The sequence below is a fragment of the Kitasatospora sp. NPDC057518 genome (genome assembly GCF_042802075.1).
Classification (GTDB): Bacteria; Actinomycetota; Actinomycetes; order Streptomycetales; family Streptomycetaceae; genus Kitasatospora.
In genome coordinates this window covers 1-19952 of sequence record NZ_JBHVEU010000050.1, presented here as the reverse complement: position 1 = coordinate 19952, position 19952 = coordinate 1, and the positions used below count along the sequence as shown (strand labels likewise).

The window sequence follows — 19952 nt, the reverse complement described above, 5'->3', positions numbered from 1 at the left end:
GCGGACGGCGGACGGCGGCATCGCGCCGCCGGAACCCGCCGGAGCCGCCGTTCCAGTGGACCCGCCCCTCGGGAAACCCCGCCGACGCGGAGGTGAACGAGGCCGAACCGCCGCTACAGGAGCAGATGTTGCCGCATTCCGGCGACCGGACGCCGGACCCGCCGCCTCAGCCCCAGCCGGGCACCGGCGGCAGCGGCCACCCCGGCGGCCCGGGCAGCGGCCCGTCCGCCCGCAGGCCCTCCGCCCGCAGGCGCTCCACCGACCCGCGCCCCGACAGCCAGGCGAGCAGGGCGTGGCCGGGGCCGCTGACGGTGGGGCCGGACGGGGCCAGGGCCCAGTCGCGGCCGAGGTCGGTGGCCGTCAGCCGGGCGACGGGGAATCCGCGCGCGGCCAGGGCGGCCGCCGTCCCGTCGAGCGCCCAGGCGACGTACCCGGTGGGCCAGTCGGCGGTCGAGTGGCCGAGGTCCAGGTCGACGTGGTGGGTTTCGAGCTCCCGCCACGCCCGGTGCAGGGTGAACCACGCCGGGTGCCGCCAGCCGGCGAGGGCGGTGACCGGCGTGGACCACCGTTCGACGGGCATCGCGTCGGCGGCCGCGAACATCCCGTCCAGGCTGTTCCGCAGGTCGGCGGCCGGCTCCGCCGCACCGCGCCCGGCGCCCTCGCCCCAGGCGTGGTCCGGCGCGGCGGCCCCGGCGCGCGGACCCGGCTCGGTGCCGGTGCGGGCCACGGTCAGCAGCCACCGGTACGCGTCGGCGCTGCGGGCGAGGTGGGTGAGGACGTGGGCGCGGCTCCAGCCGGGCAGTGCGGAGGGCTCGCGGGCCTGCCGGTCGGTCAGCGTGCCGACGGTGGCGAGGACCCGCCCGGCGGAGGCGCGCACCTCGGCGAGCAGCACGCCGGCCCCGGCCCCGTCCAGGCCTGCGGGCGGCGGCCCGGGGGACATCACGGGCGGCGCGCCCACGCCGAGATCATCGGGGCGGTGGCCAGGTCGAGCCGGCCGGTCGCGACGTTGGCCAGGTGGCGGTCGATCTCCTCGTCCGTCGCGAGGCCTTCCCGTACCAGCAGTCCGCGGATCTGCCGGACGGTCGCGTCCTCCAGGACCGCGCAGGCCGGCGAGGTGATCGGGAAGTACGCGTCGGCCTGGACGTCGACCAGGCCCGCCTCGCGCAGCGCCCTGGGCAGCGTCCGCCCGTACGCGAGGTCGGCGCCGCGGCCCGCCATCAGGGTGCGGAAGCCGGTCCGCAGCCGGTTGGCGAGGCGCTCGTCGGGGCCGGACTCGTCGGGGCAGAGCAGCGGTTGCAGGGCCGGGTCGGCGTCCTCCAGGAGCAGCCGGCCGCCGGGGCGCAGCGCCCGCACCATCCTGCGCAGGGCCTCGGCGCGGTCGGCGACGTGCACCAGGACCAGCCGGGCGTGCACCAGGTCGAAGCCGCCGGGCGGCGGCGGGTCGGCGGCCACGTCGTGGCGCAGCACCTCGATCACGCCGCCGGCGGCGGGGGCGGTCCAGGAGACGTCGATGTCGGTGGCGACCACCGCGCCGGTCGGGCCGACCCGCTCGGCGAGCCCGAGCGGCACCGAGGGGCCGCCCGCGCCGACCTCCCAGCAGCGCATGCCGGGGCCGATCCCGAGGGCGTCGACGTGCCGGAAGGTCACCGGGTCGAAGAGTTCGGCGAGGGCGCCGAAGCGGATGCCCGCCTCCGACTGGCGGTTGTCCAGGAGGTAGCCGTGGTCGCTCTCGTGCTCAGCCATGCCGGGATTCTCGCAGACGCGAGTTCGAAGACAGGCCCTCGGGGCGCGGCACTCGGGTCGGGCCGTTCAGGGCTGCGGGGCCGGGTCGGTGAGCGCCGGGATGTCGTAGGTCACCTTGCCGATGTCGGAGATCAGGTAGCCGCCGTCGGGCCCGCGTCGGAGCGTCAGTCGCGGGGTGTACGACTGCCTGGGCGTTCGGAACCAGCCCTCTTCGGCGGCGTAGGTGCAGTAGACGGAGACCTCCAGCTCGACCACCTCGCCGGTGAGGTCGCGCGGATCGAAGCGGCCCGCCGCGGGCCCCGCGACCACCCATCTGACCAGCGACCAGCCCCGGCGTGCGGTCAGGTCGGCGGGCCAGGCCGGCCCGTTCTCCTCGCAGGCGGTCAACCCGCCGCCGGCGGCGGCCAGTTCGGACGTCAGGTACCGGTGCGACCGGCTCAGGACGGCCGCCGGCCCGGTGTCGCCGCGGGAGGTGTCGAAGGTGCCCGAGGTGACGGCCCAGGCGATCGCGACGGACTCCGCGTCGTGCCCGTCCACCGTCAGCGGCGGCGTCTGCGCGGTCGGCCGGTCCTTCGGCGGGGCGATCGGATCCCCCGGCTGGTATCCCGGTTTGGCGGGGAAGCTGTAGCCGGCCGGCGCGACGGCGACCGTGGTGCCCGGGATCTCCTGCTGGTCCTGGTCGTAGCAGGGGTTGCACCGGATGCGCTCGCCGGAACCGGTGCCGTAGCTCGTCTCCCAGCCCCTGCCATGGGTCGACAGCTCGGTGCCGGACTCCCTGCGCACCCCGGAGACGTGGAACGGGCGGTCGCCGTCCTTCAGCGTCCAGGTGCGGCGCTTGCCGTCGACGGTGCCCTCGACCGTGAGCACGTAGTCGTAGCTGTGCCGGGTCGCGAGCACGGTGAGGCTGACGATCTCGGGCTTCCGGTCCTCCAGGTAGAGGTACTTGTCGGTGAAGTAGGGGGCGAACGACACCGGTCCGGCGGCCCCGATCAGCGCGACCGGGTTCGGGGAGTCCAGGTCGACGCCCATGTCGATCTTCTTGCCCTCCCCCTGTCCGGCGCAGTCCACGACCGTGCCGGGCAGCGGGTCGCGGGGCTCGCCCACGATGGTCGCCCGCACCTGTTCGATCGCCACGGTGTGGCCGTTGCCGACCATCGAGATCGACAGCGGCGACGCGCCCACGTCCGTACCGCCCTGCGCGTGCGCCCACGTCCGGGCGGCTTCGCAGCCGGTGACGGCCGGCGGGTCGGTCGGTTTGACGACCCGGGGGACGACCGTGGTCGAGTCGGCGTCGGCGTGCTCGGGGTCGTAGTGGGCACCGAGTTCCGGCCCCCTGCCGCCCTCCGTCGCGGTCAGTGCCCAGTACGTCGTGCCGGCGCCCAGCAGGGCCAGCACGCTCAGCACGGCGATCAGCAGCCGCAGGCGCGGTCTGCGGCCGCCCATCAGCGTGAGGACGCCGCCCATGAACACGTTGCCGTGGATGGTGCTCTGGCTGATCCTGTTGTGCGTCTCGTGCTGGTCGCCCACTCCACCCACCCCGTCCGAGGGATCCGCGTCCACCACAGTGGCGGTTCCCGGCGGGTGGAGGGAAGACCCGCGCCGCAAGCCCCGGGCGCCGTGGCGCCGTGGCGCCGTGGCGCCGTCGGCGAGGACGGTCTTGTGGACGAGGACGGTCTTGTTGACGAAATGTCAGCAAGTTCGTCCGATCGCCTTGACGGCATGCGGTCACGGCTGGACCCTGTGGACCCGGAAACGCCGCGCGCTCCCCGGCCCCCACCGCTCGGGAGCGCGCGAGAGGACGTCTTCTCGCCCCTCACCGAGGAAGAGGTTTTCCCATGCGCTTCAGCCGCCTCCCCGCCACCGCCGCCGCCGTCTGCGCGACCGCCGCGCTCGCGCTGGCCGCCGTACCCGCCTCCGCGTCACCCGAGTCCCTCGCCGCCGGCCCGGTGCTCACCGCCGGGAGCGCGGGCGGCACCGCCGTCGCCGTCGGCGACGCGCTCGCCGCACCGCTCGCCCCGGGCACCAAGGCCACCTTCTACTCGACCGCGACCAGCACCACCGGTGTCACCTGCGCCACCTCGCAGCTCTCGGCCTCGGTGCTGGGCAACCCGGCGGCGCCGGGCAGCGCGACCGCGTCGCTGACCGGGCTGACCTTCGGCTCGTGCACCGCCAACGTCACCGGGGTCACCTCGGTGCGCAGCCTGACGGTCGGCAACCTGCCGTACGGCGTCACCGTCTCCGACGCGCCCGGCCTGCCGGTCACCCTGACCGGCGGGTCCGCCGGGACGATCCAGGCCACCGCCGTGCTGGACACCTGGTTCGGCACCATCACCTGCTCCTACCAGCTGAGCGGCGCGTTCACCGGCAGCGCCGACAACACCGCGCACAGCCTGGCCTTCCGCACCGAGCACTTCGCCAAGAGCGGCGGTTCGACGCTCTGCCCGGCCGACGGCTACTTCTCCGCGACGTACGGGCCGGTCGCGGACACCAGCCAGTCGGGAAGCCCGGCGGTCTTCGTCAACTGACCGCACCCGCGAGGGAGTCGGGGCGGGCGTGGCAGCGCCGCCGGGCCCACCCCGGCTCCGGTCAGACCCGGAGCAGGCCGAACTCCCGGGCGGCGGCCCGGAGTACGGCGACCAGTGCCAGCAGCATCAGCGCGCCGTGGGCCGGCATCGACAGGTACGGCGCCACGCCGGGCGCGATGAACTTGAGGTAGCTGCCGAAGGACGCGAGCTGGACCAGCACCGGCAGGTACCAGAGCCGCCGGGGCAGGTGGAAGGCGACGATCACGCTGAGGACGTCCGCGACGTAGAAGTAGCGCTCGTGCATGGACGGCAGCAGGAACGGCACCGCGATCGCGAAGACGGTGGCCAGCAGCAGGATCCCCGTCCCGGTGAGCCCCGCCCCGCCGCTCCCGGCCGCGGACGTACCAGCCTCGGACTTCCCAGTCCCGGACCTTTCAGCCGCGCTTCCGGTGCTTCGCAGGGCCCGGACCGCCAGGGCGATCAGCGCCAGCACCAGCAGGCCCGCGACCAGCACGCCCGCCCGGCGCACCGGGTCGTCCTCGCCGGACGGCACCGAGACGAACTGGTAGACCGACGGCGCGTTGAGCGTGAGGTCCCGGTAGGTCCCGGTCTGCCGGGCGTACACCGTCAGCAGCTGCCAGGGGTCGGCGCCGAGCAGCACGGCGGGGACGTCGAGCGCCAGGTAGGCGGCCGGGACGGCCAGCAGGCACCGCCATGGAATCCGCCGGGCCAGGACCACGACGAGCAGCAGGGGGAAGAGGAAGACCGCCTGGAGCTTGAAGGCCAGGGCGATCCCGAAGAAGGCGCAGGTCCACCAGGGCCGGCCGCGCAGGAGGTGGTGGACGCCGCCGAGCAGGAAGGCGGTGAAGATCGCGTCGGCCTGGGCCCACCACCCGCTGTTGGTCACGACCGTGGGCAGGAACAGCACGGTCACCGCCGCCGCGAAGGGCCGCCAGGGCCGGTGCGGCCACCGCAGCGCGACGATGCGGTGGGTGTAGTAGGCCAGCGCCAGGTCGAAGAGGACCGACAGGCACTTGACCGCCGCCAGCGCGGGCACCGGCAGCCGGCCGAGCGCGGCCATCAGGTACAGGTAGGGGACGTTGTAGTCCGAGAAGCCGGTGTCGCCGAGGGCCTGGAATCCGCCGTGCGCCGCGATGTACCGGTACCAGGGGCCGAGGAAGTAGTACCAGTCCGACGACTCGTACTGCAGCAGCAGGCCCCGGAGCAGGAGCGCGGACGCCACCGCCGCCACCGCCACCGCCACCGGCACCGGCACCACCGGATCGGCCCGGCGCGGAGGCGGGGTCCCTCGTTCCGGCGCGGCTTCCTGAGGGCCGGGGCGCAGGTCGGGTTCGGGTCGGACTGGACAGTGGTTCATACCACCAGGACGCGGCACCCACCGGAAACGGACGACAACGAACCGGTACGGATTTCCGCGGGCCGCCGACCGGGCCGCCGACCGACCCACCGACCGACCCGCGGACCGACCCACCCGGGCCCGCCCCGGGCCTGAGCTCGTACGGCTCCGGCCCGGGGCGCGAGCGGGCGACCGGCAGCGGTCAGTCCCCGGCCTCCCGGTGCCGCCACCGCACCGGGTCCTCGGCCACCGCGGCGCCCGCCGCGGTCCGGGCCGGCGTCCGGTAGCCCGCCGTGGCGAGCACCAGCATCTCGTCCTCCCCCGGCCGGAACTCGTAGGCCACCCGCTCCACCCGGCTGGGGACGCCGAGGTCCGCCAGTTCCTCGCGCAGCGGCTCCAGCCCGGGGTAGCGCTCCCGCGTGTCGTACACCATCAGCGGGAACACCCGCACCTCGTGCCGTGCCACCCGGGCGAGCTCCAGCAGGGCCGCCCGGTGGAAGTCCCCGTCCAGCCGGTTGCCGTACGAGAACAGCAGGTGCGAGCTGAGCACCAGGTCGAAGGAGTCGTCGGCGAAGGGGAGTTCGGGCAGCGAGCCGGCCACGTAGCGGTCCGGGCGGGCGGCGATGTCGGCGCGGAAGTCCCGGGCGTTGGCGGTCCACTGGCGGATCATGTCGTCCGCGTCGGTGTACCAGGACCACACGTGGTCGGCCGTCTCCTTCACCAGCCGCTCGCGCTTGAAGCCGGTCTCCCGCTCCACCAGCAGGCCCAGCTCCTCGCGGTGCTCGGCGTACTGGCGGTCGACGGCGACGGCGTCGATGCCGCGCCGCCCGGCCTCCGCCACGAAGCTCGCGGCGCCGGCCGGGCAGTCCAGGACGCGCTGCGCCAGGTCGCGTTCGGTGAGCGCGAACATCGCCCGGTACTCCGCGAAGGAGCGTGCGCTGACCAGCACGGCTCAGCCCCTTCCGACGAACGGCATGGTGGTCGGCAGCACGACCAGGGACTGGATGGTGGTGTCCGGCGGCTGCGAGGCCATCAGCACCAGGGCCTCGGTGAAGCGGTCCACCGGGATGGTCGCCTCGACGGCCATGGTCCGGTCGGCCTGCATCGCGGCCGGCTGCGGGCCGCCGTCCACCGGGGTGACGTTGCCGACGTCGATCTGCCCGCAGGAGATGCCGTACGCCCGGCCGTCCAGGGCGAGCACTTTGGTGAGGCCGAGCACGGCGTGCTTGGCGGCGGTGTACGCGATGGAGTTGGGGCGCGGCACGTAGGCCGAGGGCGCGCCGTTGTTGATGATCCGCCCGCCCTGCGGGGTCTGGGTGCTCATCACCCGGAAGGCCTCGCGGGCGCAGAGGAAGCCGCCGGTGACGATGGTGTCCAGCACCCGGTTCCAGTCCTCGAACGGGGTCTCGGTGATCGGCCGGCGCGGGGCGGCGGCGCCCGCGTTGTTGAACAGCAGGTCCACCCGGCCGTAGCGGTCGAGGACGGTGTCGAAGAGCCGGGCGACCTCCTCCGGGCTGCGGATGTCCGTCGGGACGGGCAGCACCCGGGCGGCCCCGGGCCCGGCCAGGGCGGCGGTCTCCTCCAGCGCGTCCTTGCGCCGCCCGGCGACGGCCACGGTCCAGCCGGCCGCCAGCAGGGCCAGTGCCGAGGCCCGGCCGAGGCCGCTGCCCCCGCCGGTGACGATCGCCACCCGCCCGTGCGGTGCGGGCGCGCCTCCGGTGCCGGCTCCGGCGGTCACGGCTCCCGTGCTCTCGGCTCCAGCGGTCACGGCGTCCACTCCTCCCCCTCGTTCACCCAGACCCGCAGCATCCGCCGGGCGTACGGGCCCGGCTCGTCGATGAACGGCGAACGCCCGTGCAGCACACGGCTGTTGCGGATGATCAGCAGGTCACCGGCGGCCATCGGCAGCCCGAAGGCGATCTCCGGCCGGTAGAGCACCTCGTCCAGCACGCCGAGCGCCTCCCACTGACGGTCCGTCAATTCCGGTCCACCGCGGTCGGGAGAGGAGCGGACGGTGCGGGTCTGGTAGTAGCACCCGATCGTCCCGTCCTTGCGGTCGTACAGGATCGGGGTGACCACCACCTGCGGACCGGCCCGGCCGCTGCGCTCGAAGGTCCACTCCTCGCGGAGCGTGGCCAGCGCGTCCGGCCGCTCCCGCTCGATCAGGTCGTGCACGTGCCGGGCGCTCGCCAGCTTGGTCAGCCCGCCGCCGTCGAAGGCGGGCCGCAGGCAGAGCAGGACCAGCAGGTCGCAGGTGTCGCAGTGGAAGCCCAGCTCGGTGTTTCCGTCGCCGTCCTGGTCGTGCAGCACCGAGGTGAGGTCGCCGCGCCCGTTCTGCGGGACGATCCGGCCGAAGTCGCCCAGCAGGAAGGAGAGCACCTCGGTGATCTCCTGCTCCGGGCGGGTCGCGTCCACCAGGCCGCTCACATGGGTGATGCCCACCGAGTCGGCGGCGTTCCGGACGAACTCCCGCAGCCTGGTCCGCACCTGCTCACCCGCGCCCCACTGCCCGGCCCGCGCGTCGGCCCAGAGCAGCCGCCGCTCCCGTTCCTCCAGCGGGAGCGACCAGAGCTCCCGCCGGGCGTCCAACTCCAGGCTGCTCCAGCCGATTTCGGTCACCGCGTCCATGTCCTCTCCTCCCTACCGGCCGCCGGCCGCGACGGCCTTCGCCCACAGTTCCAGGCCCTCGTCGATCTGTTCGGCCGTGACCACCAGCGCGGGGATCATCCGGACCGTGTTGAGGTGGATCCCGCACAGCAACAGCAGCAGGCCGTGCTCGGCCGCGGCCTGCTGGGCGCGCCGGGCCGCCTCCGGGTCCGGGGTGCCGTCCGGGCGGCAGAACTCGCTGGCGGCCATCAGTCCGAGCCCGCGGACGTCGGCGATCCCGGGCGCCTCGGCGGCGACCGCCCGCAGTCCGGCCAGCAGCCGGGCGCCCTGCTCGGCCGCGTTCTCGACCAGCCGCTCCTCGCGCAGCACGTCCAGGGTCGCCAGCGCGGCGGCGCAGGCCACCGGGTTGCCCCCGTAGGTGCCGCCCTGCGAGCCGGGCCAGGCACGGCCCATCAGCTCGGCGGGCGCGGCGATCGCGGACAGCGGGAAGCCGCTGGCCAGGCCCTTGGCGGTGATCAGGACGTCGGGGCGCACCCCTTCTTCGTACTGGTGGGCCCAGAACCGGCCGGTGCGGCCGAAGCCGGTCTGCACCTCGTCCACCACCAGCAGGATCCCGTGCCGGTCGGCCCGCTCGCGCAGCCCGGCCAGGAAGCCGGGCGGGGCCGGGACGTAGCCGCCCTCGCCGAGCACCGGCTCGACGAACATCGCGGCCGTCTCGGCGGGCGCGGAGACGGTGGCGAGCACCTCGTCCAGTCCGCGCAGGGCGTGCGCCACCGCCTCGTCCTCGGACAGCCCGAGCCGGAACGCGGCCGGGAAGGGCGCCACCGCGACCCCGGGCATCAGCGGGCCGATGCCGGCCCGGAACCGGGTGCCGGCCGTGGTGAGCGAGGCCGCGCCCATGGTGCGGCCGTGGAACGCGCCCTCGAAGACGATCACGTTCTGCCGCCCGGTGGCGTGCCGGGCGAGCCGCAGCGCGGCCTCCACCGCCTCGGTGCCGGCGGTGGCGTAGAACAGCGAGTCCAGGCCGGACGGCAGGACCTCGCCGAGCCGCTCGGTGAGCGTGAGGAGCTGGTCGTGCAGCACGGTGGTGTACTGCCCGTGGATGAGCCGGCCGGCCTGTTCCCGGACGGCCTCGACCACCTTCGGGTGACAGTGGCCGGTGCTGGTCACCCCCACGCCGGAGGTGAAGTCGAGGTGGCGGCGGCCGTCGGCGTCGTAGAGGTGGAGTCCTTCGCCGCGTACGGCGACGACCGGGGTGGCCTGCTTGAGCGCCGGGGAGAGCTGGGACACGGGGCCTGCCTTCACGGGTTGGTCCTGCCTTCACGGATGTCGTCTCGGGGGTCGTGACCGGCGCCGTCGCGGACGTCGTCACGGGTGTCGTGATCGGCGCTGTCGCTGACGTCGTCACGGATGTCGTCACGGGTGGGCGGGGTCGGGCCGGCGGGCGGCAGGTAGCCGGCCTCGGCGGCCCAGGTGAGTGCGGCCGACCACCACCGCGGGGTCGGCGCGGCGAACCGCACGCCCAGGCGGTCGAGCACCGCGGTGGTGTACGAGCTGTCCACCAGGACGCGGCGCTCCTCCTGCGCCGCCCAGGCGGCGGCCACCCGGGCGGCCGTCGGGTGGCGGCGCTCGGCCCGGGCGAGGGCGGCCGCGAAGGCCGCCTCGTCGGTGAGCCGTACGGCGTGGCCGTGCCCGGCCAGCCACCGCACCAGCTCGTCGTGCGGGACGGCGTGCGGCGTCTCCACGTGGTACGCGCCGGGCGCGGCGTACGGGTCGAGGGCGATCGCGGCGATCCCGGCGGCCACCGTGTCCACGTACGAGAACGCGAAGGCGGTGCCCGGCCGGCTCGGCGCGGCGCCGGCCAGCAGGTAGCCGCGGAGCAGCTGGTAGATCCGGTTGTCGCCGGCGTTGGCCTGGAACGCGCCGGTCCGGCTGTGCGCCGCGATGTGGCCGCTGCGGTGCAGGTAGGCGGCGTGCCCGCGGGCGGCCCAGGCCCGGACGGCCTGTTCGGCCCGGTACTTGGTCCGCTCGTACGGGGTGCGGAAGTGCTGGCCGATCTCCAGGTCCGCCTCGCTGAAGCGGCGCGGCGGGCCGTCGACGCCGCCCGAGACGGCCAGCGTGGAGACGTGGTGGACCCGGGCGTCCGGGGCGTGCTCCCCGACCCAGTCGAGCAGTCGGCGCACCGCCGTGTGGTTGGTGCGCTCCAGCTCGTCGGGCGAGGCCACCAGCCGGACGTCCGCCGCCGCGTGCACCACCAGGTGGGCGCCCCGGGCGTGTTCCAGTGCGGCCGGGGAGAGGCCGAGGCCGTCCCGGTCGATGTCCCCGGCGAGCGCCCGGGCGGGCCGGACCGCGCCCGCCGCGCCGGTGCCGAGCCGCTTCAGCGCCTCGGCGTCGTCGGCGGCCCGCACCAGGCAGGTGACCTCGGCGCCGCGTGCCAGGAAGGCCTCCAGCAGGTGCCGCCCGAGGTAGCCGGTGGCGCCGGTGAGCAGCACCCGGGCGGGTTCGCGCACCGTCGCCCGGGCCGTCGGGGCGACACCGGGGTGCAGCAGTTGGCCGGAGGTGGACAGCGGTGCCCGGACGGGCGGTGCGGCCTCCGGCGCCTCGGCGTCGGCCCGCGCGTCGGTCCGGCCGACGACCTCGGCCCGCGCCTCGGCCGCCACGGCGCGGGCGAACCGCCCGGTGATCCGCTCGGCGGCGGGGTGCGGCAGGCCGGGCCGGCCGTACACCAGGTCGGCGACCAGCCGCTGCTCCACCACCCGTGCGGTGAGCCGCAGTTCGTACAGCGGGTCGCCGCCCGTACAGCGGGCCGTGCCGGCCTGTTCGGCGGCGACGGTCCAGTCCAGCGCGGGCTCCTCGGGCAGCCGGAAGGTGCCGAGGAAGTTGAAGCCGACGGCGGGCCGTCCGCCGGGCCCGTCCATCGGCCGGACGGGGGCCTCGCGCAGCCGCCGGGCCACGGTGTCCGGGGTGGCCCCGGCGTCCAGCTCGACGTGCTTGACGGCGGTGAACCAGCCGACGGTGTCCAGGAATTCGCCCGGGTCGCCGACCGCGTCCCGGCCGTGGGTCTCGACCTCCACCGCGAGCCGGGGGCGGCCGCTGTCACCGGTGACGGCCTCGGCGAAGGCGGCCAGCAGTACGGCCTCCAGCCCGGCCCCGGCACCGTGCCGGGCGATCAGCCGGGCGGTGGCGTCCGGGTCGAGCGCCCAGCTGAGCGCGGCGGGCTCCTCGGCCTCTCCGGCCTCCTCGGCTTCCCCGACCTCCCCGGTTCCCCCGACGGTGGTGTCCCCGGCGACGGGTTCCGCCGCGACGGAGGACGAGACCGCCGCCCAGGCGTAGAAGTCCGCCGTCGGCGGCAGGTCGACCGGCTTCCGGTCGAGCACCGCCCGGTACGCGTGCGCCAGGTCGTCCAGCAGGATCCGCCAGGACAGCCCGTCGACCACCAGGTGGTGCGCGATCAGCGCGAGCCGGTCGTCGGTGCCGGGCGGACCGGTGAACAGGTGGGCGCGCAGCAGCCGGCCGGCCGACGGGTCGAGGCTGCGGTGGAGTTCGGTGCAGACCCCGGCGACGGTGTCGGCGATCTCCCCGGCCGCGCGCGGGATCCGGGAGAAGGAGACCGGGTCGAGCTCGGCCACCGCCCGGACCTCGCCGCAGCCGTCCGGGGTGACCGGCCGGCGCAGCGCCGGGTGCCGTTCCAGGACGGCCGCGACGGCCGCCGAGAGCGCCTCCGGGTCGACGGCGGTGCGACAGCGCAGCAGCACCGACTGGTTCCAGTGCCGCAGGTCCCGCACCGTCCGCTGCCGGTACAACCACCGCTGGGCCGGGGCGAGTCGGCGACCGCTCGTGGAGCCGCGCGGGGCCGGGACGGACGGCGCGACCGGGACGGCGACCGCCGCCAGGCCCTCCGCCGTCGGGTACCGGTAGAAGTCCTCGTAGGCGACCCGCAGGCCGGAGCGCCGCAGGAGGGCGATGGTGCGCATGGCGAGGATGGAGTCCCCGCCGAGGCCGAGCACGTCGGCGCGCGGCCCGACGGCGGGCAGGCCCAGGGCGCCCGCCCAGAACCGGGCGATCTCCCCGGCCGGTCCGCTCCCCGCGGCGCCGTTCACCCCGGTGTCGTCCGGTTCGGTTCCGTCCGACCCGGTTCCGTCCGACTCGGTTCCGTCCGACTCGGCCCGGGCCTCGACCAGTTCGGCCGCCAGCTCGGCCAGCCGCTGCCGGTCGAGCTTGCCGTTCGGTCCGACCGGGAACCGCGGCAGCACCAGGATCGGCTGCGGCACGGAGTAGCCGGGCAGCCGGTCCCGCAGGTGCGCCCGCAGCCCGTCCAGGCTCCCGGCCCCGCCTGCGCCGTCCGCGCCGCCAGCGCCGTCCAACAGCCGTACGACACCGATGAGTTGGTTGCCGAGCGCGGTCTCCCGCAGCAGCGCCGCCGAGCGGGCGACGCCCGGGTGGCCGTCCATCGCCCGCTCGACCTCGGCGAGGTCCACCCGGTAGCCGCGGACCTTGACCTGGCGGTCCACCCGGCCCAGGAAGACCAGGCTGCCGTCCGGCCGCCGCCGGCACAGGTCGCCCGTGCGGTAGACGAGTCGGCCGTCGCGCCGGACAAAGCCGCGGGCGGTCTCGTCCGGCCGGCCGAAGTACCCGGCGGCCACGCCCCGGCCGCCGATGAGCAGTTCGCCCACCGAGCCGTCCGGCACCGCCCGGCCGTCGCCGTCCACCACGGTCAGCAGCACCTCGCCGATCGCGGTGCCGATCGGTACGGTCGGCTCCTCGGCGGGCAGTTGGCGGGCGGAGGTGACGAGCAGGCAGGTGGCGCCGACGGTGGTCTCGGTCGGTCCGTAGTGGTTGGCCAGCCGCGCGGTGGTGCCGCCGTCGAGCAGGGCGGCGGCGAGCGGGCGGGGCAGCGCCTCGCCGCCGAGCAGCACGGTGCGCAGCGGCGGGGAGTCGGCCGGGCGGCCCTCCAGCAGGGCGGTCAGATGCGAGGGGGTGGTCTTCAGCACGTCCACCCGGGCCCGCCGCAGCGAGGCCCAGAAGGCTTCCGGGTCGCGCACCTCGCGGTCCGGCACGAGGTGCACCGAGCCGCCGGTGGCCAGGGCGAGCAGCCAGGCGGTGTGGCCGAGGTCGGCGGCCAGGGTGGTGACGTGGGCGGCGCGGGGCGCGTCGGCCTCGGTGAGGTCGAGCCGCCCGGCCAGCGCCCGGGCGTAGTGCACGGCGTTGGCGTGGGTGACGGCCACCGCCTTGGGCTCGCCGCTCGACCCGGAGGTGAAGGAGAGGTACGCGAGGTCCTCGCCCCGTATCTCGGTGGCCACCGGGGGCAGCTCCGGCAGCGCCTCGACGTCCACCACCTCCCCGCCGAGGCCGCCCTCGGTGGCGAGCACCCGGGCCACCCGGACGGAGGCCAGCCGCCGGGCCAGGTCGGCCGCCGACCAGTCCGGATCGGCGAGCACGGCCGCCGCGCCGGCGCGCAGCACGCCGTACAGCAGCACCAGCATCCGGGCGTCCCGGGGCCCGAGCAGGGCGACCCGGTCGCCCCGGCGGGTACCGACGGCGGCCAGCCGGGCGGCGATCCGGTCGGCCGCGGTGTCGACCGTGCGGTAGTCGAAGGTGCGGACGCCGTCGCCCAGGGCGGGCCGGTCGGGGTGCGCCCGGGCGTGGTGGGCGAGCAGGTCGGGCAGCGAGCGGGCCCGGTGGGCGGGGTCGGCCGAATGGCCGCAGGCCGCGGACCGGAGGTGCTGCGTCGCGGAGGTCACGCCGACTCGTCCCCCCTCCGGCCCGCCCGGGCGGGCCCGGCGGCCACCCCCGGGTCGCCCACCAGGTAGCCGTCCAGCAGCTCCCGCTCGGGCAGCCGTCCGGCCAACTCCCAGGCCAGCATGCGGTGCAGGCCGTCGAGGTGGATCAGCCCCGACCGGAGCACGAGGTCCCCGTAGTCGGAGTGGTCGACCGGGGCGGTGCTGAGGAAGACGGGCGTGAGCGGGGCCCACCTCAGCAGCCGCAGCTTCGCCGCGCAGACCGGGTTGGCGGCGGTCCAGGCCGCTCCGCCGGCCCGGATCCGCTCGGCCGCCTCGGCCACCGTCAGCCCGGAGCGCGGCACCAGTTCGAGCTCCCCGCCCTCGCTCAGGTGCCAGGGCAGCACGATGCCCAGGACGTCCGCCCGGGAGAGCCGGATCCGCCACCAGCCGCCGGGGATGCGGTCGGCACGGTCGAGGTTCTCCTCGCCGTACATGTTGCTGTTCGCCTCGTGGGCCCGATCCACCGGGTGGTCCCGCAGGTAGGCGTCGTGGACCTCGGGGTAGGCGACGGCTGTGACGATCTCCACGGCAGTGCTCCTCAGACGGTTCCGGTGTACTCGGTGCGGGCGTGTTCGCTGCCGGTGTACTCGGTGAAGTGCCGCTCCGCGAACAGCTCGGGCCACTGGCCGTCGGCCAGGTCCAGTTCACGGGCCCGGGCGAGCATCTGCCGCCAGTACGGCTTCACCGGGCGCCAGCGCGCTCCCACCTGGCAGTAGGAGGCGTCGACGAAGTACCGGGGGCGGCCCGGCCCTTCGGGTGCCGGCCGGCGGGTGTGGAACAGCGCCGAGTTGAGCAGCACGGTGGAGCCGGGCGGCAGCCGGTCGATGACCACCTCGCCGGGCAGTTCGCCGGTGCCGTGGTGGGCGTAGGCGGACTTGCCGACGGTGCGCAGGTGAGAGCCGGGCAGCACGGCCAGGCTGCCGACCTTCTCGTCCAGTCCGCCGAGGTAGTGCAGCGCGTGGACCATCAGCAGCGACGGGTCGGAGCGGTCGTTGGGCTCGCAGTCGTGGTGCCAGGCCTTGCCCGGGATCCCCGGGTCCTGGCGGTCGCTGTGCAGGTGGTGGAAGACGAAGTCCGGCCCGAGCAGGCGGGTCAGGGTGCGCAACAGGGGCGGGTGGGTGAGGAGTTCGCCGTGGGCGGGCAGTTCCAGTTCCAGCAGCGGGGGCGGTCCGTGCCGTAAGGGGTCGGCGCACGCGGCGATCGACCGGGCCCGCAGGCCTTCGTCGACCCACCGGTCCACCTCGGGCGCGAGCCGTTCGCGCAGCGCTTCCGGCAGCAGGCCGGGCAGGACCAGGTACCCGGACTCCAGGAACTGGCGGCGGTGCTCGGTGTCGAGGGCCTCACGCCCTCCGGAGGACGGCGTCACCGAACCGATCCCCTCCTTCCGTTCGGCGGGGAACACACAGGGAATCGGCGCCACGGGACGTGGCGCGGGCAGTGGGGGCACACGGCGTCATCCAGACCTCGGGTGGCGGCGGAGCGTCCGTCACAGGCGCCTCGGCCGCCACAGCTGAATCGTGATCACCACGAAGAGGCATGCGTTGATCACGCAAGGTAGTCCGCCTCAGGAGTATGAACCTGTCTTCGCGTCCACGACAAGACCAATGCCAACCCGTGGACACCTTCCCGCCACCGTGCCGTTCAGCTCCGGCCACCAGTCGTCTCCCGTCCCACAGGGAACTCCGGTCCGTTCACGCCCCGGTGATTCGCCGCCGCAACAGCGGATGCGGCACAGTGAGGTCATGAGCGACAGGAGTCACCCCGCCCCCGGACCGGTCCGGCGCCGCCCGGTCCAGCAGCGCAGCCTGGAGCGGTACGGCCGCATCCTGGACGCCTGCGCCGGGCTGCTGGACGAGGTCGGGGCGACCGCGCTCACCACCAAGGAGGTCGCCCAGCGCGCCCAGGTGCCGATCGGCACCCTGTACCAGTTCTTCGCCGGCAAGGAGGACCTGCTGGCGGCGCTCGCCACCCGCAACCTCGACCACTACCTCCAGCGCCTGGACGCCCGGCTGGCCGCCGCCGCGCCGGTCGGCCCCGCCCTCTTCACCGATCTCGCGGTGGAGGAGTTCGTGGCGATGAAGCGCGCGGTGCCGGGCTTCGGCCAGCTGGACTTCGGCCTGGCCGGACCGGCCGTCCCCACCGGCGTCCGGGACGACCGGTACCTGCTGGACGCGGGCGTGGACAACAACACCGCCGTCGCCCTGCGGCTCCAGGCGCTCGGCGGCGAACTGTTCCGGGCGGGCGACCCGACGGCCGTCATGCTGACCCTGCGGGTGGCCCTGGAGGCCGCCGACGCGGTGCTCAAGCTGGCCTTCCGGGAGTCCCCGGACGGCGATCCGGCGCTGATCGCCGAGTGCAAGCGGCTGGTCCGCGGCTACCTCGCGCAACAGCCGTCCGCCCGCTGAGGCCCGGCCCCGCGGGCCCCGCCCGCCCGAGGCGTTGCGCGCCCGCCGCCCCCGCAGCACAGTGGATAGCGGGAACCGTCCGCGGAGGCGGCCCGGCACACGACCCGAGGGAGCAGACCATGCACGCGGCGGTAGGTGACCGGCTCCACATCCACAGCAGGTCGGTGGGCATGGTGGACCAGAAGGGCGAGATCGTCGAGGTGCGCGGCACCGACGGCGAACCGCCGTACGTGGTCCGCTTCGAGGACGGCCACGAGGGCCTGATCTACCCCGGCCCCGACTGCAACATCGAACAGCGCCAGGCGGAACGCTGACCCACTCCCCCGCCACCCCGCCCCGCGCGAGGTGGTGAGGAGCGGTGCCCGCCCCCACGACCCCGCTGCCCGGGGCACTCGCCGGACTCGCGCCACTGCTGGACCACTACGGGTACCTCGCGGTGGCGGTGCTCGTCCTGCTGGACAACTGCGGCGTCCCGGTGCCCGGGCAGACCGTCCTGGTGCTGGCCTCGGTGTACGCCGGCACCGGGCACCTCGACCTCGCCGCCGTCCTGCTGATCGCCACCGGCGCCGCCGCGCTCGGCAACGGCCTCGGCTACCTGATCGGCCGCACCGGCGGACGCGCCTTCGTCCACCGCTGGGGCCGCTACGTGCTGCTCACCCCGGCCCGGATGGAGCGCGCGGACGGCTTCTTCGCCCGGCACGGCGGCAAGGTGGTCGCGGTCGCCCGCTTCGTGGACGGGCTGCGCCAGTACAACGGGATCATCGCCGGGACCACGGAGATGCCCCGGCGCCGGTTCCTGGCGTTCAACCTGCTCGGCGCGGTGCTGTGGACGGCGGTCTGGGGCACCTTCGGCTACCTCGCCGGTGCCAACATCGGCGCCGTGTACCACACGGCGCTGCGCTACCAGGTCTGGTTCGCGGTCGGGTTGGGCGTGCTGGTCGCCGCCCTCCTGCTCCGGCAGGTGCTGCGCTACCGGCGCCGGCGCCGCGCGGGCACCGACGCCGACGCCGACTCCGACCCCGACGCCGGCTCCGGCCCCGACTCCGGCTCCGGGTAGCCGGAGGTCAACGCAGCGGGAACACCTCGAACGGCACCGCGAAGCGCGTCCCCAGCCGGCTGCCCGCACCCCGGCCGAAGCCCTCCAGGAACTCCCGCGGCTCCGCCATCGCCCCGCCCAGCCCGGCCAGGTACGCCTTGTGCTCCTCCAGCGAGGCGACGCCGAGGTCGAAGGTCCCGGTGGTGTCCACCGCGTGCTTCGCCTCCGGCGAGGCCACCGCCCAGATCTGCCGCACGCCGTTCCACGGCTCGTGGCCCTCGGCCAGCAGCTCGCGGAACACCCAGCGGTTCCCGGCGTCCCGGACCCCGTCCAGGGTGGCCCGGCCGACCGCGACGTGGTCGGCCTGGTTGAGGAACACCCCGCCGTAGGTGTCCCGGAAGTTGCTGGTGATCACGATGTCCGGCCGGTGCCGGCGCACCACCCGGGCGATGTCCCGGCGCAGCGGCAGCCCGTACTCCACCACGCCGTCCGGGTGGCCGAGGAACTCCACGGTGTCGACGCCGACCACGCGCGCCGAGGCGATCTGCTCCGCCTCGCGCAGCGGGCCGCACTCGGCCGGGTCCAGCGTGTCGATGCCCGCCTCGCCGCTGGTCACCATCACGTAGACGACCTTCTTGCCCTGCGAGGTCCAGCGGGCGACGGCCGCGGCCCCGCCGTACTCCATGTCGTCGGGGTGGGCGACGATCGCCAGCGCCGTCCGCCAGTCCTCGTCGACGGGCTCGAAGGGCTCGGGGGCCTGCTCGGTCATGCTGCTCGTTCCTCTCGGTGCGGCTCGGGGTCGTCCGGCGGTACGGACGTACGGGGGTATCACAGTCGTACGTCCGTACCACGCGTGACTCTAGAAGACCCGTGTCCCCCACGCCCCGTCAGACACCTCCGCGGCCAGGCGGCTTGCCCCTGACGCAAGGGTCAGGGGTTAGCGTCCGGGCGTCCCGCGGCGGCACCGACCGCCGCCGCCTCCCCCGCCCGCTCAGAGGAGTGCCGCCATGGCCCTGCCCACCACCGCCCGCGTCGTCCGGCTGACCGCCGCACCGGCCGGACTGCCCGCCCCCGGGGACTTCACCGTGGCCGAGGAGCCGCTGGCGGCGCCCGGCCCCGGGGAGGTCCTCGTCCGCAACCGGGCCTTCCTGGTCTTCCCCGGGCTGCGCACGCTGATCGGCGGCGCGGGCTCCGGCCTGCCGATGCCGCGCATCGCCCCCGGGGACGCGCTGTTCGGGCCCGCCCTCGGCGAGGTGCTGGCCGCACCGGAGGACGGGCCGCTGCGCCCCGGCTACCTGGTCACCCACCTGAACGGCTGGCGGAGCCACGCGCTCGCCGAGGCCGCGCATCTCACCCCCGTCCCGTCGGACTTCCCGGACCCGCTCGCCCTGGTCTCCGCCGCCTCGGCCGGCTACGGCGGGCTGACCCGCTCCGCCGGGGTGCGCCCGGGCGACGTGGTGCTGGTGACCGGCGCGGCCGGCGCGGTCGGCACGGTGGCCGGGCAGGTCGCCCGGCTGCTCGGCGCCGCCCGGGTGATCGGCACCACCCGCTCGCCCGCCAAGGCGGAGCGGCTGACCGCCGAACTCGGCTACGACGCGGCGCTGGTGCCCGGCGGGCGGCCCTTCGCCGAGCAACTGGCCGCGGCGGCACCGGAGGGCATCGACGTCGTGCTGGACCTGGTCGGCGGCGAGCAGCTGACCGCCGCCGTGGACGCGGCCCGGCACGGCGCCCGGTTCGCCCTGGTCGGCGCGTTGGACGGCCAGCTCGCACCGGAACGCCGGGGCGGCGACGCACCCGCCGTGATCGACGCCTTCCGGGTCGCCACCCTCGGCCTGAGCCTGCGCGGCTTCACCGTGCTCGACCACCCGGACCTGGAGGCCGAGTGGCGGGAGCGCCTGGCCGGCTGGCTGCGCGCCGGGGAGATCGTCCTGCCCCGGACGCCGGTGGCGGGCATCGACCGGGCCGTCGGAGCGTTGACCGGACTGTTCACCGGGGACACCTTCGGGACGACCGTCGTGGAACTCTGACGACCAGGGAGCGGGCATGCGGATCGGGGACGCGGCAGCGGCGGCGGGCACCACACCCAGGGCGCTGCGCTTCTACGAACAGCGCGGCCTCCTCCACCCGCCCGCCCGCTCCGCCTCCGGCCAGCGCGAGTACGGCCACGCCGAGGTCGCCCGGGTCCGGGTGATCCGCCAACTCCTCGCCACCGGGCTGACGGTGGACGACCTGGCCAGCCGCGCCCACCGCCTCGACCTGCTCGACCAGGACCCGCCGGTGCGCTGCTCCGGCTCCCCCGGTCCCGACACCTTCGCCCCCGTCGTCCACGCCCGGCTGGCCGCGCTGGACGCCGAGATCGCCCGCCTCACGGCGCTGCGCGCCAGGCTCGCCCACCACATCGCCACCGGCGGCGCGGACGTCCCGGCCGGGGACTGACGGGCGCCCGGGTCACCGGCCTCCGCAGCGGACTCGCCCGGCACCTCGCGACGGGGGTGCGCG

18 protein-coding genes are annotated in these 19952 nt (G+C 75.5%); 6 read left to right on the top strand and 12 right to left on the bottom strand.

What is annotated here, in order from left to right; translation table 11 throughout:
* Window positions 1-166 precede the first annotated feature (166 nt).
* From ACFU7Z_RS08015 to ACFU7Z_RS08005, 3 genes are all read right to left on the bottom strand, one after another.
* On the bottom strand, window positions 167-958 hold the full coding sequence (locus tag ACFU7Z_RS08015; protein ID WP_380776958.1) for a maleylpyruvate isomerase family mycothiol-dependent enzyme: 792 nt from the start codon (window positions 956-958) through the stop codon (window positions 167-169).
* Window positions 940-1743: a methyltransferase domain-containing protein gene (locus tag ACFU7Z_RS08010; protein ID WP_049660250.1), complete on the bottom strand. Its 804-nt coding sequence runs from the start codon at window positions 1741-1743 to the stop codon at window positions 940-942. Before ACFU7Z_RS08010 ends, ACFU7Z_RS08015 begins: the two co-directional genes overlap by 19 nt.
* Window positions 1744-1809: 66 nt before the next feature.
* A complete protein-coding gene (locus tag ACFU7Z_RS08005; RefSeq protein WP_380776957.1) occupies window positions 1810-3270 on the bottom strand; it encodes a hypothetical protein in 1461 nt (486 codons plus the stop codon).
* Between the two features lie 308 nt (window positions 3271-3578).
* Between ACFU7Z_RS08005 and ACFU7Z_RS08000 the strand changes: the two genes are divergently transcribed.
* On the top strand, window positions 3579-4268 hold the full coding sequence (locus ACFU7Z_RS08000) for a Tat pathway signal sequence domain protein (RefSeq protein WP_380776956.1): 690 nt from the start codon (window positions 3579-3581) through the stop codon (window positions 4266-4268).
* A gap of 61 nt (window positions 4269-4329) precedes the next feature.
* Here the strand turns inward: ACFU7Z_RS08000 and ACFU7Z_RS07995 are convergent, their stop codons facing one another.
* The 8 genes from ACFU7Z_RS07995 to ACFU7Z_RS07960 all read right to left on the bottom strand — a co-directional run bounded on the left by ACFU7Z_RS07995 (window position 4330) and on the right by ACFU7Z_RS07960 (window position 15378).
* The gene (locus ACFU7Z_RS07995; protein WP_380776955.1) at window positions 4330-5544 is read right to left on the bottom strand and encodes a glycosyltransferase 87 family protein; all 1215 of its coding nucleotides are present in this window, start codon (window positions 5542-5544) and stop codon (window positions 4330-4332) included.
* Window positions 5545-5827: 283 nt separating this feature from the next.
* Window positions 5828-6574 (bottom strand): class I SAM-dependent methyltransferase, encoded by a 747-nt coding sequence (locus tag ACFU7Z_RS07990; protein ID WP_380776954.1) that lies wholly within the window; start codon window positions 6572-6574, stop codon window positions 5828-5830.
* 3 nt (window positions 6575-6577) lie between these two features.
* Window positions 6578-7393: an SDR family oxidoreductase gene (locus tag ACFU7Z_RS07985; protein WP_375875307.1), complete on the bottom strand. Its 816-nt coding sequence runs from the start codon at window positions 7391-7393 to the stop codon at window positions 6578-6580.
* Entirely contained in the window at window positions 7390-8253 is an 864-nt protein-coding gene (locus ACFU7Z_RS07980) for a TauD/TfdA family dioxygenase (protein ID WP_049659062.1), read from the bottom strand. Before ACFU7Z_RS07980 ends, ACFU7Z_RS07985 begins: the two co-directional genes overlap by 4 nt.
* A gap of 12 nt (window positions 8254-8265) precedes the next feature.
* Window positions 8266-9522, bottom strand: a complete 1257-nt coding sequence (locus ACFU7Z_RS07975) for an aspartate aminotransferase family protein (RefSeq protein ID WP_074004675.1) — start codon at window positions 9520-9522, stop codon at window positions 8266-8268.
* Window positions 9523-9533: 11 nt separating this feature from the next.
* Window positions 9534-13973 (bottom strand): AMP-binding protein, encoded by a 4440-nt coding sequence (locus tag ACFU7Z_RS07970; protein WP_380776953.1) that lies wholly within the window; start codon window positions 13971-13973, stop codon window positions 9534-9536.
* The gene (locus tag ACFU7Z_RS07965; protein WP_380776951.1) at window positions 13970-14539 is read right to left on the bottom strand and encodes a DUF6309 family protein; all 570 of its coding nucleotides are present in this window, start codon (window positions 14537-14539) and stop codon (window positions 13970-13972) included. The genes ACFU7Z_RS07970 and ACFU7Z_RS07965 overlap by 4 nt, the downstream gene beginning before the upstream one ends.
* An 11-nt stretch (window positions 14540-14550) precedes the next feature.
* Window positions 14551-15378 carry a phytanoyl-CoA dioxygenase family protein gene (locus ACFU7Z_RS07960; protein WP_375875305.1) on the bottom strand — a complete coding sequence of 276 codons (828 nt, stop codon included), beginning with the start codon at window positions 15376-15378 and terminating at the stop codon, window positions 14551-14553.
* A 376-nt stretch (window positions 15379-15754) separates the two neighbouring features.
* Between ACFU7Z_RS07960 and ACFU7Z_RS07955 the strand changes: the two genes are divergently transcribed.
* The 3 genes from ACFU7Z_RS07955 to ACFU7Z_RS07945 all read left to right on the top strand — a co-directional run bounded on the left by ACFU7Z_RS07955 (window position 15755) and on the right by ACFU7Z_RS07945 (window position 17474).
* On the top strand, window positions 15755-16417 hold the full coding sequence (locus ACFU7Z_RS07955) for a TetR family transcriptional regulator (RefSeq protein ID WP_380776949.1): 663 nt from the start codon (window positions 15755-15757) through the stop codon (window positions 16415-16417).
* 119 nt (window positions 16418-16536) lie between these two features.
* Entirely contained in the window at window positions 16537-16731 is a 195-nt protein-coding gene (locus tag ACFU7Z_RS07950) for a DUF1918 domain-containing protein (protein ID WP_049659048.1), read from the top strand.
* A gap of 44 nt (window positions 16732-16775) precedes the next feature.
* On the top strand, window positions 16776-17474 hold the full coding sequence (locus ACFU7Z_RS07945) for a DedA family protein (protein ID WP_380776947.1): 699 nt from the start codon (window positions 16776-16778) through the stop codon (window positions 17472-17474).
* A 7-nt stretch (window positions 17475-17481) separates the two neighbouring features.
* Here ACFU7Z_RS07945 and ACFU7Z_RS07940 read toward each other — a convergent pair whose 3' ends face one another.
* On the bottom strand, window positions 17482-18222 hold the full coding sequence (locus ACFU7Z_RS07940) for a PIG-L deacetylase family protein (RefSeq protein ID WP_380776945.1): 741 nt from the start codon (window positions 18220-18222) through the stop codon (window positions 17482-17484).
* Window positions 18223-18460: 238 nt separating this feature from the next.
* Between ACFU7Z_RS07940 and ACFU7Z_RS07935 the strand changes: the two genes are divergently transcribed.
* Complete coding sequence (locus ACFU7Z_RS07935) at window positions 18461-19480, top strand: MDR family NADP-dependent oxidoreductase (protein ID WP_380776943.1); 1020 nt, start codon at window positions 18461-18463, stop codon at window positions 19478-19480.
* Window positions 19481-19496: 16 nt separating this feature from the next.
* A complete protein-coding gene (locus ACFU7Z_RS07930) occupies window positions 19497-19889 on the top strand; it encodes a MerR family transcriptional regulator (protein WP_049657112.1) in 393 nt (130 codons plus the stop codon).
* The last annotated feature ends 63 nt before the right edge of the window (window positions 19890-19952 follow it).

Bases quoted from the DNA above. Each gene is read 5' to 3' on its own strand.
- ACFU7Z_RS08010 (WP_049660250.1), bottom strand. From the start codon at position 1,743: ATGGCTGAGCACGAGAGCGACCACGGCTACCTCCTGGACAACCGCCAG.
- ACFU7Z_RS08000 (WP_380776956.1), top strand. From the start codon at position 3,579: ATGCGCTTCAGCCGCCTCCCCGCCACCGCCGCCGCCGTCTGCGCGACC.
- ACFU7Z_RS07980 (WP_049659062.1), bottom strand. From the start codon at position 8,253: ATGGACGCGGTGACCGAAATCGGCTGGAGCAGCCTGGAGTTGGACGCC.
- ACFU7Z_RS07955 (WP_380776949.1), top strand. From the start codon at position 15,755: ATGAGCGACAGGAGTCACCCCGCCCCCGGACCGGTCCGGCGCCGCCCG.
- ACFU7Z_RS07950 (WP_049659048.1), top strand. From the start codon at position 16,537: ATGCACGCGGCGGTAGGTGACCGGCTCCACATCCACAGCAGGTCGGTG.
- ACFU7Z_RS07940 (WP_380776945.1), bottom strand. From the start codon at position 18,222: ATGACCGAGCAGGCCCCCGAGCCCTTCGAGCCCGTCGACGAGGACTGG.
- ACFU7Z_RS07935 (WP_380776943.1), top strand. From the start codon at position 18,461: ATGGCCCTGCCCACCACCGCCCGCGTCGTCCGGCTGACCGCCGCACCG.
- ACFU7Z_RS07930 (WP_049657112.1), top strand. From the start codon at position 19,497: ATGCGGATCGGGGACGCGGCAGCGGCGGCGGGCACCACACCCAGGGCG.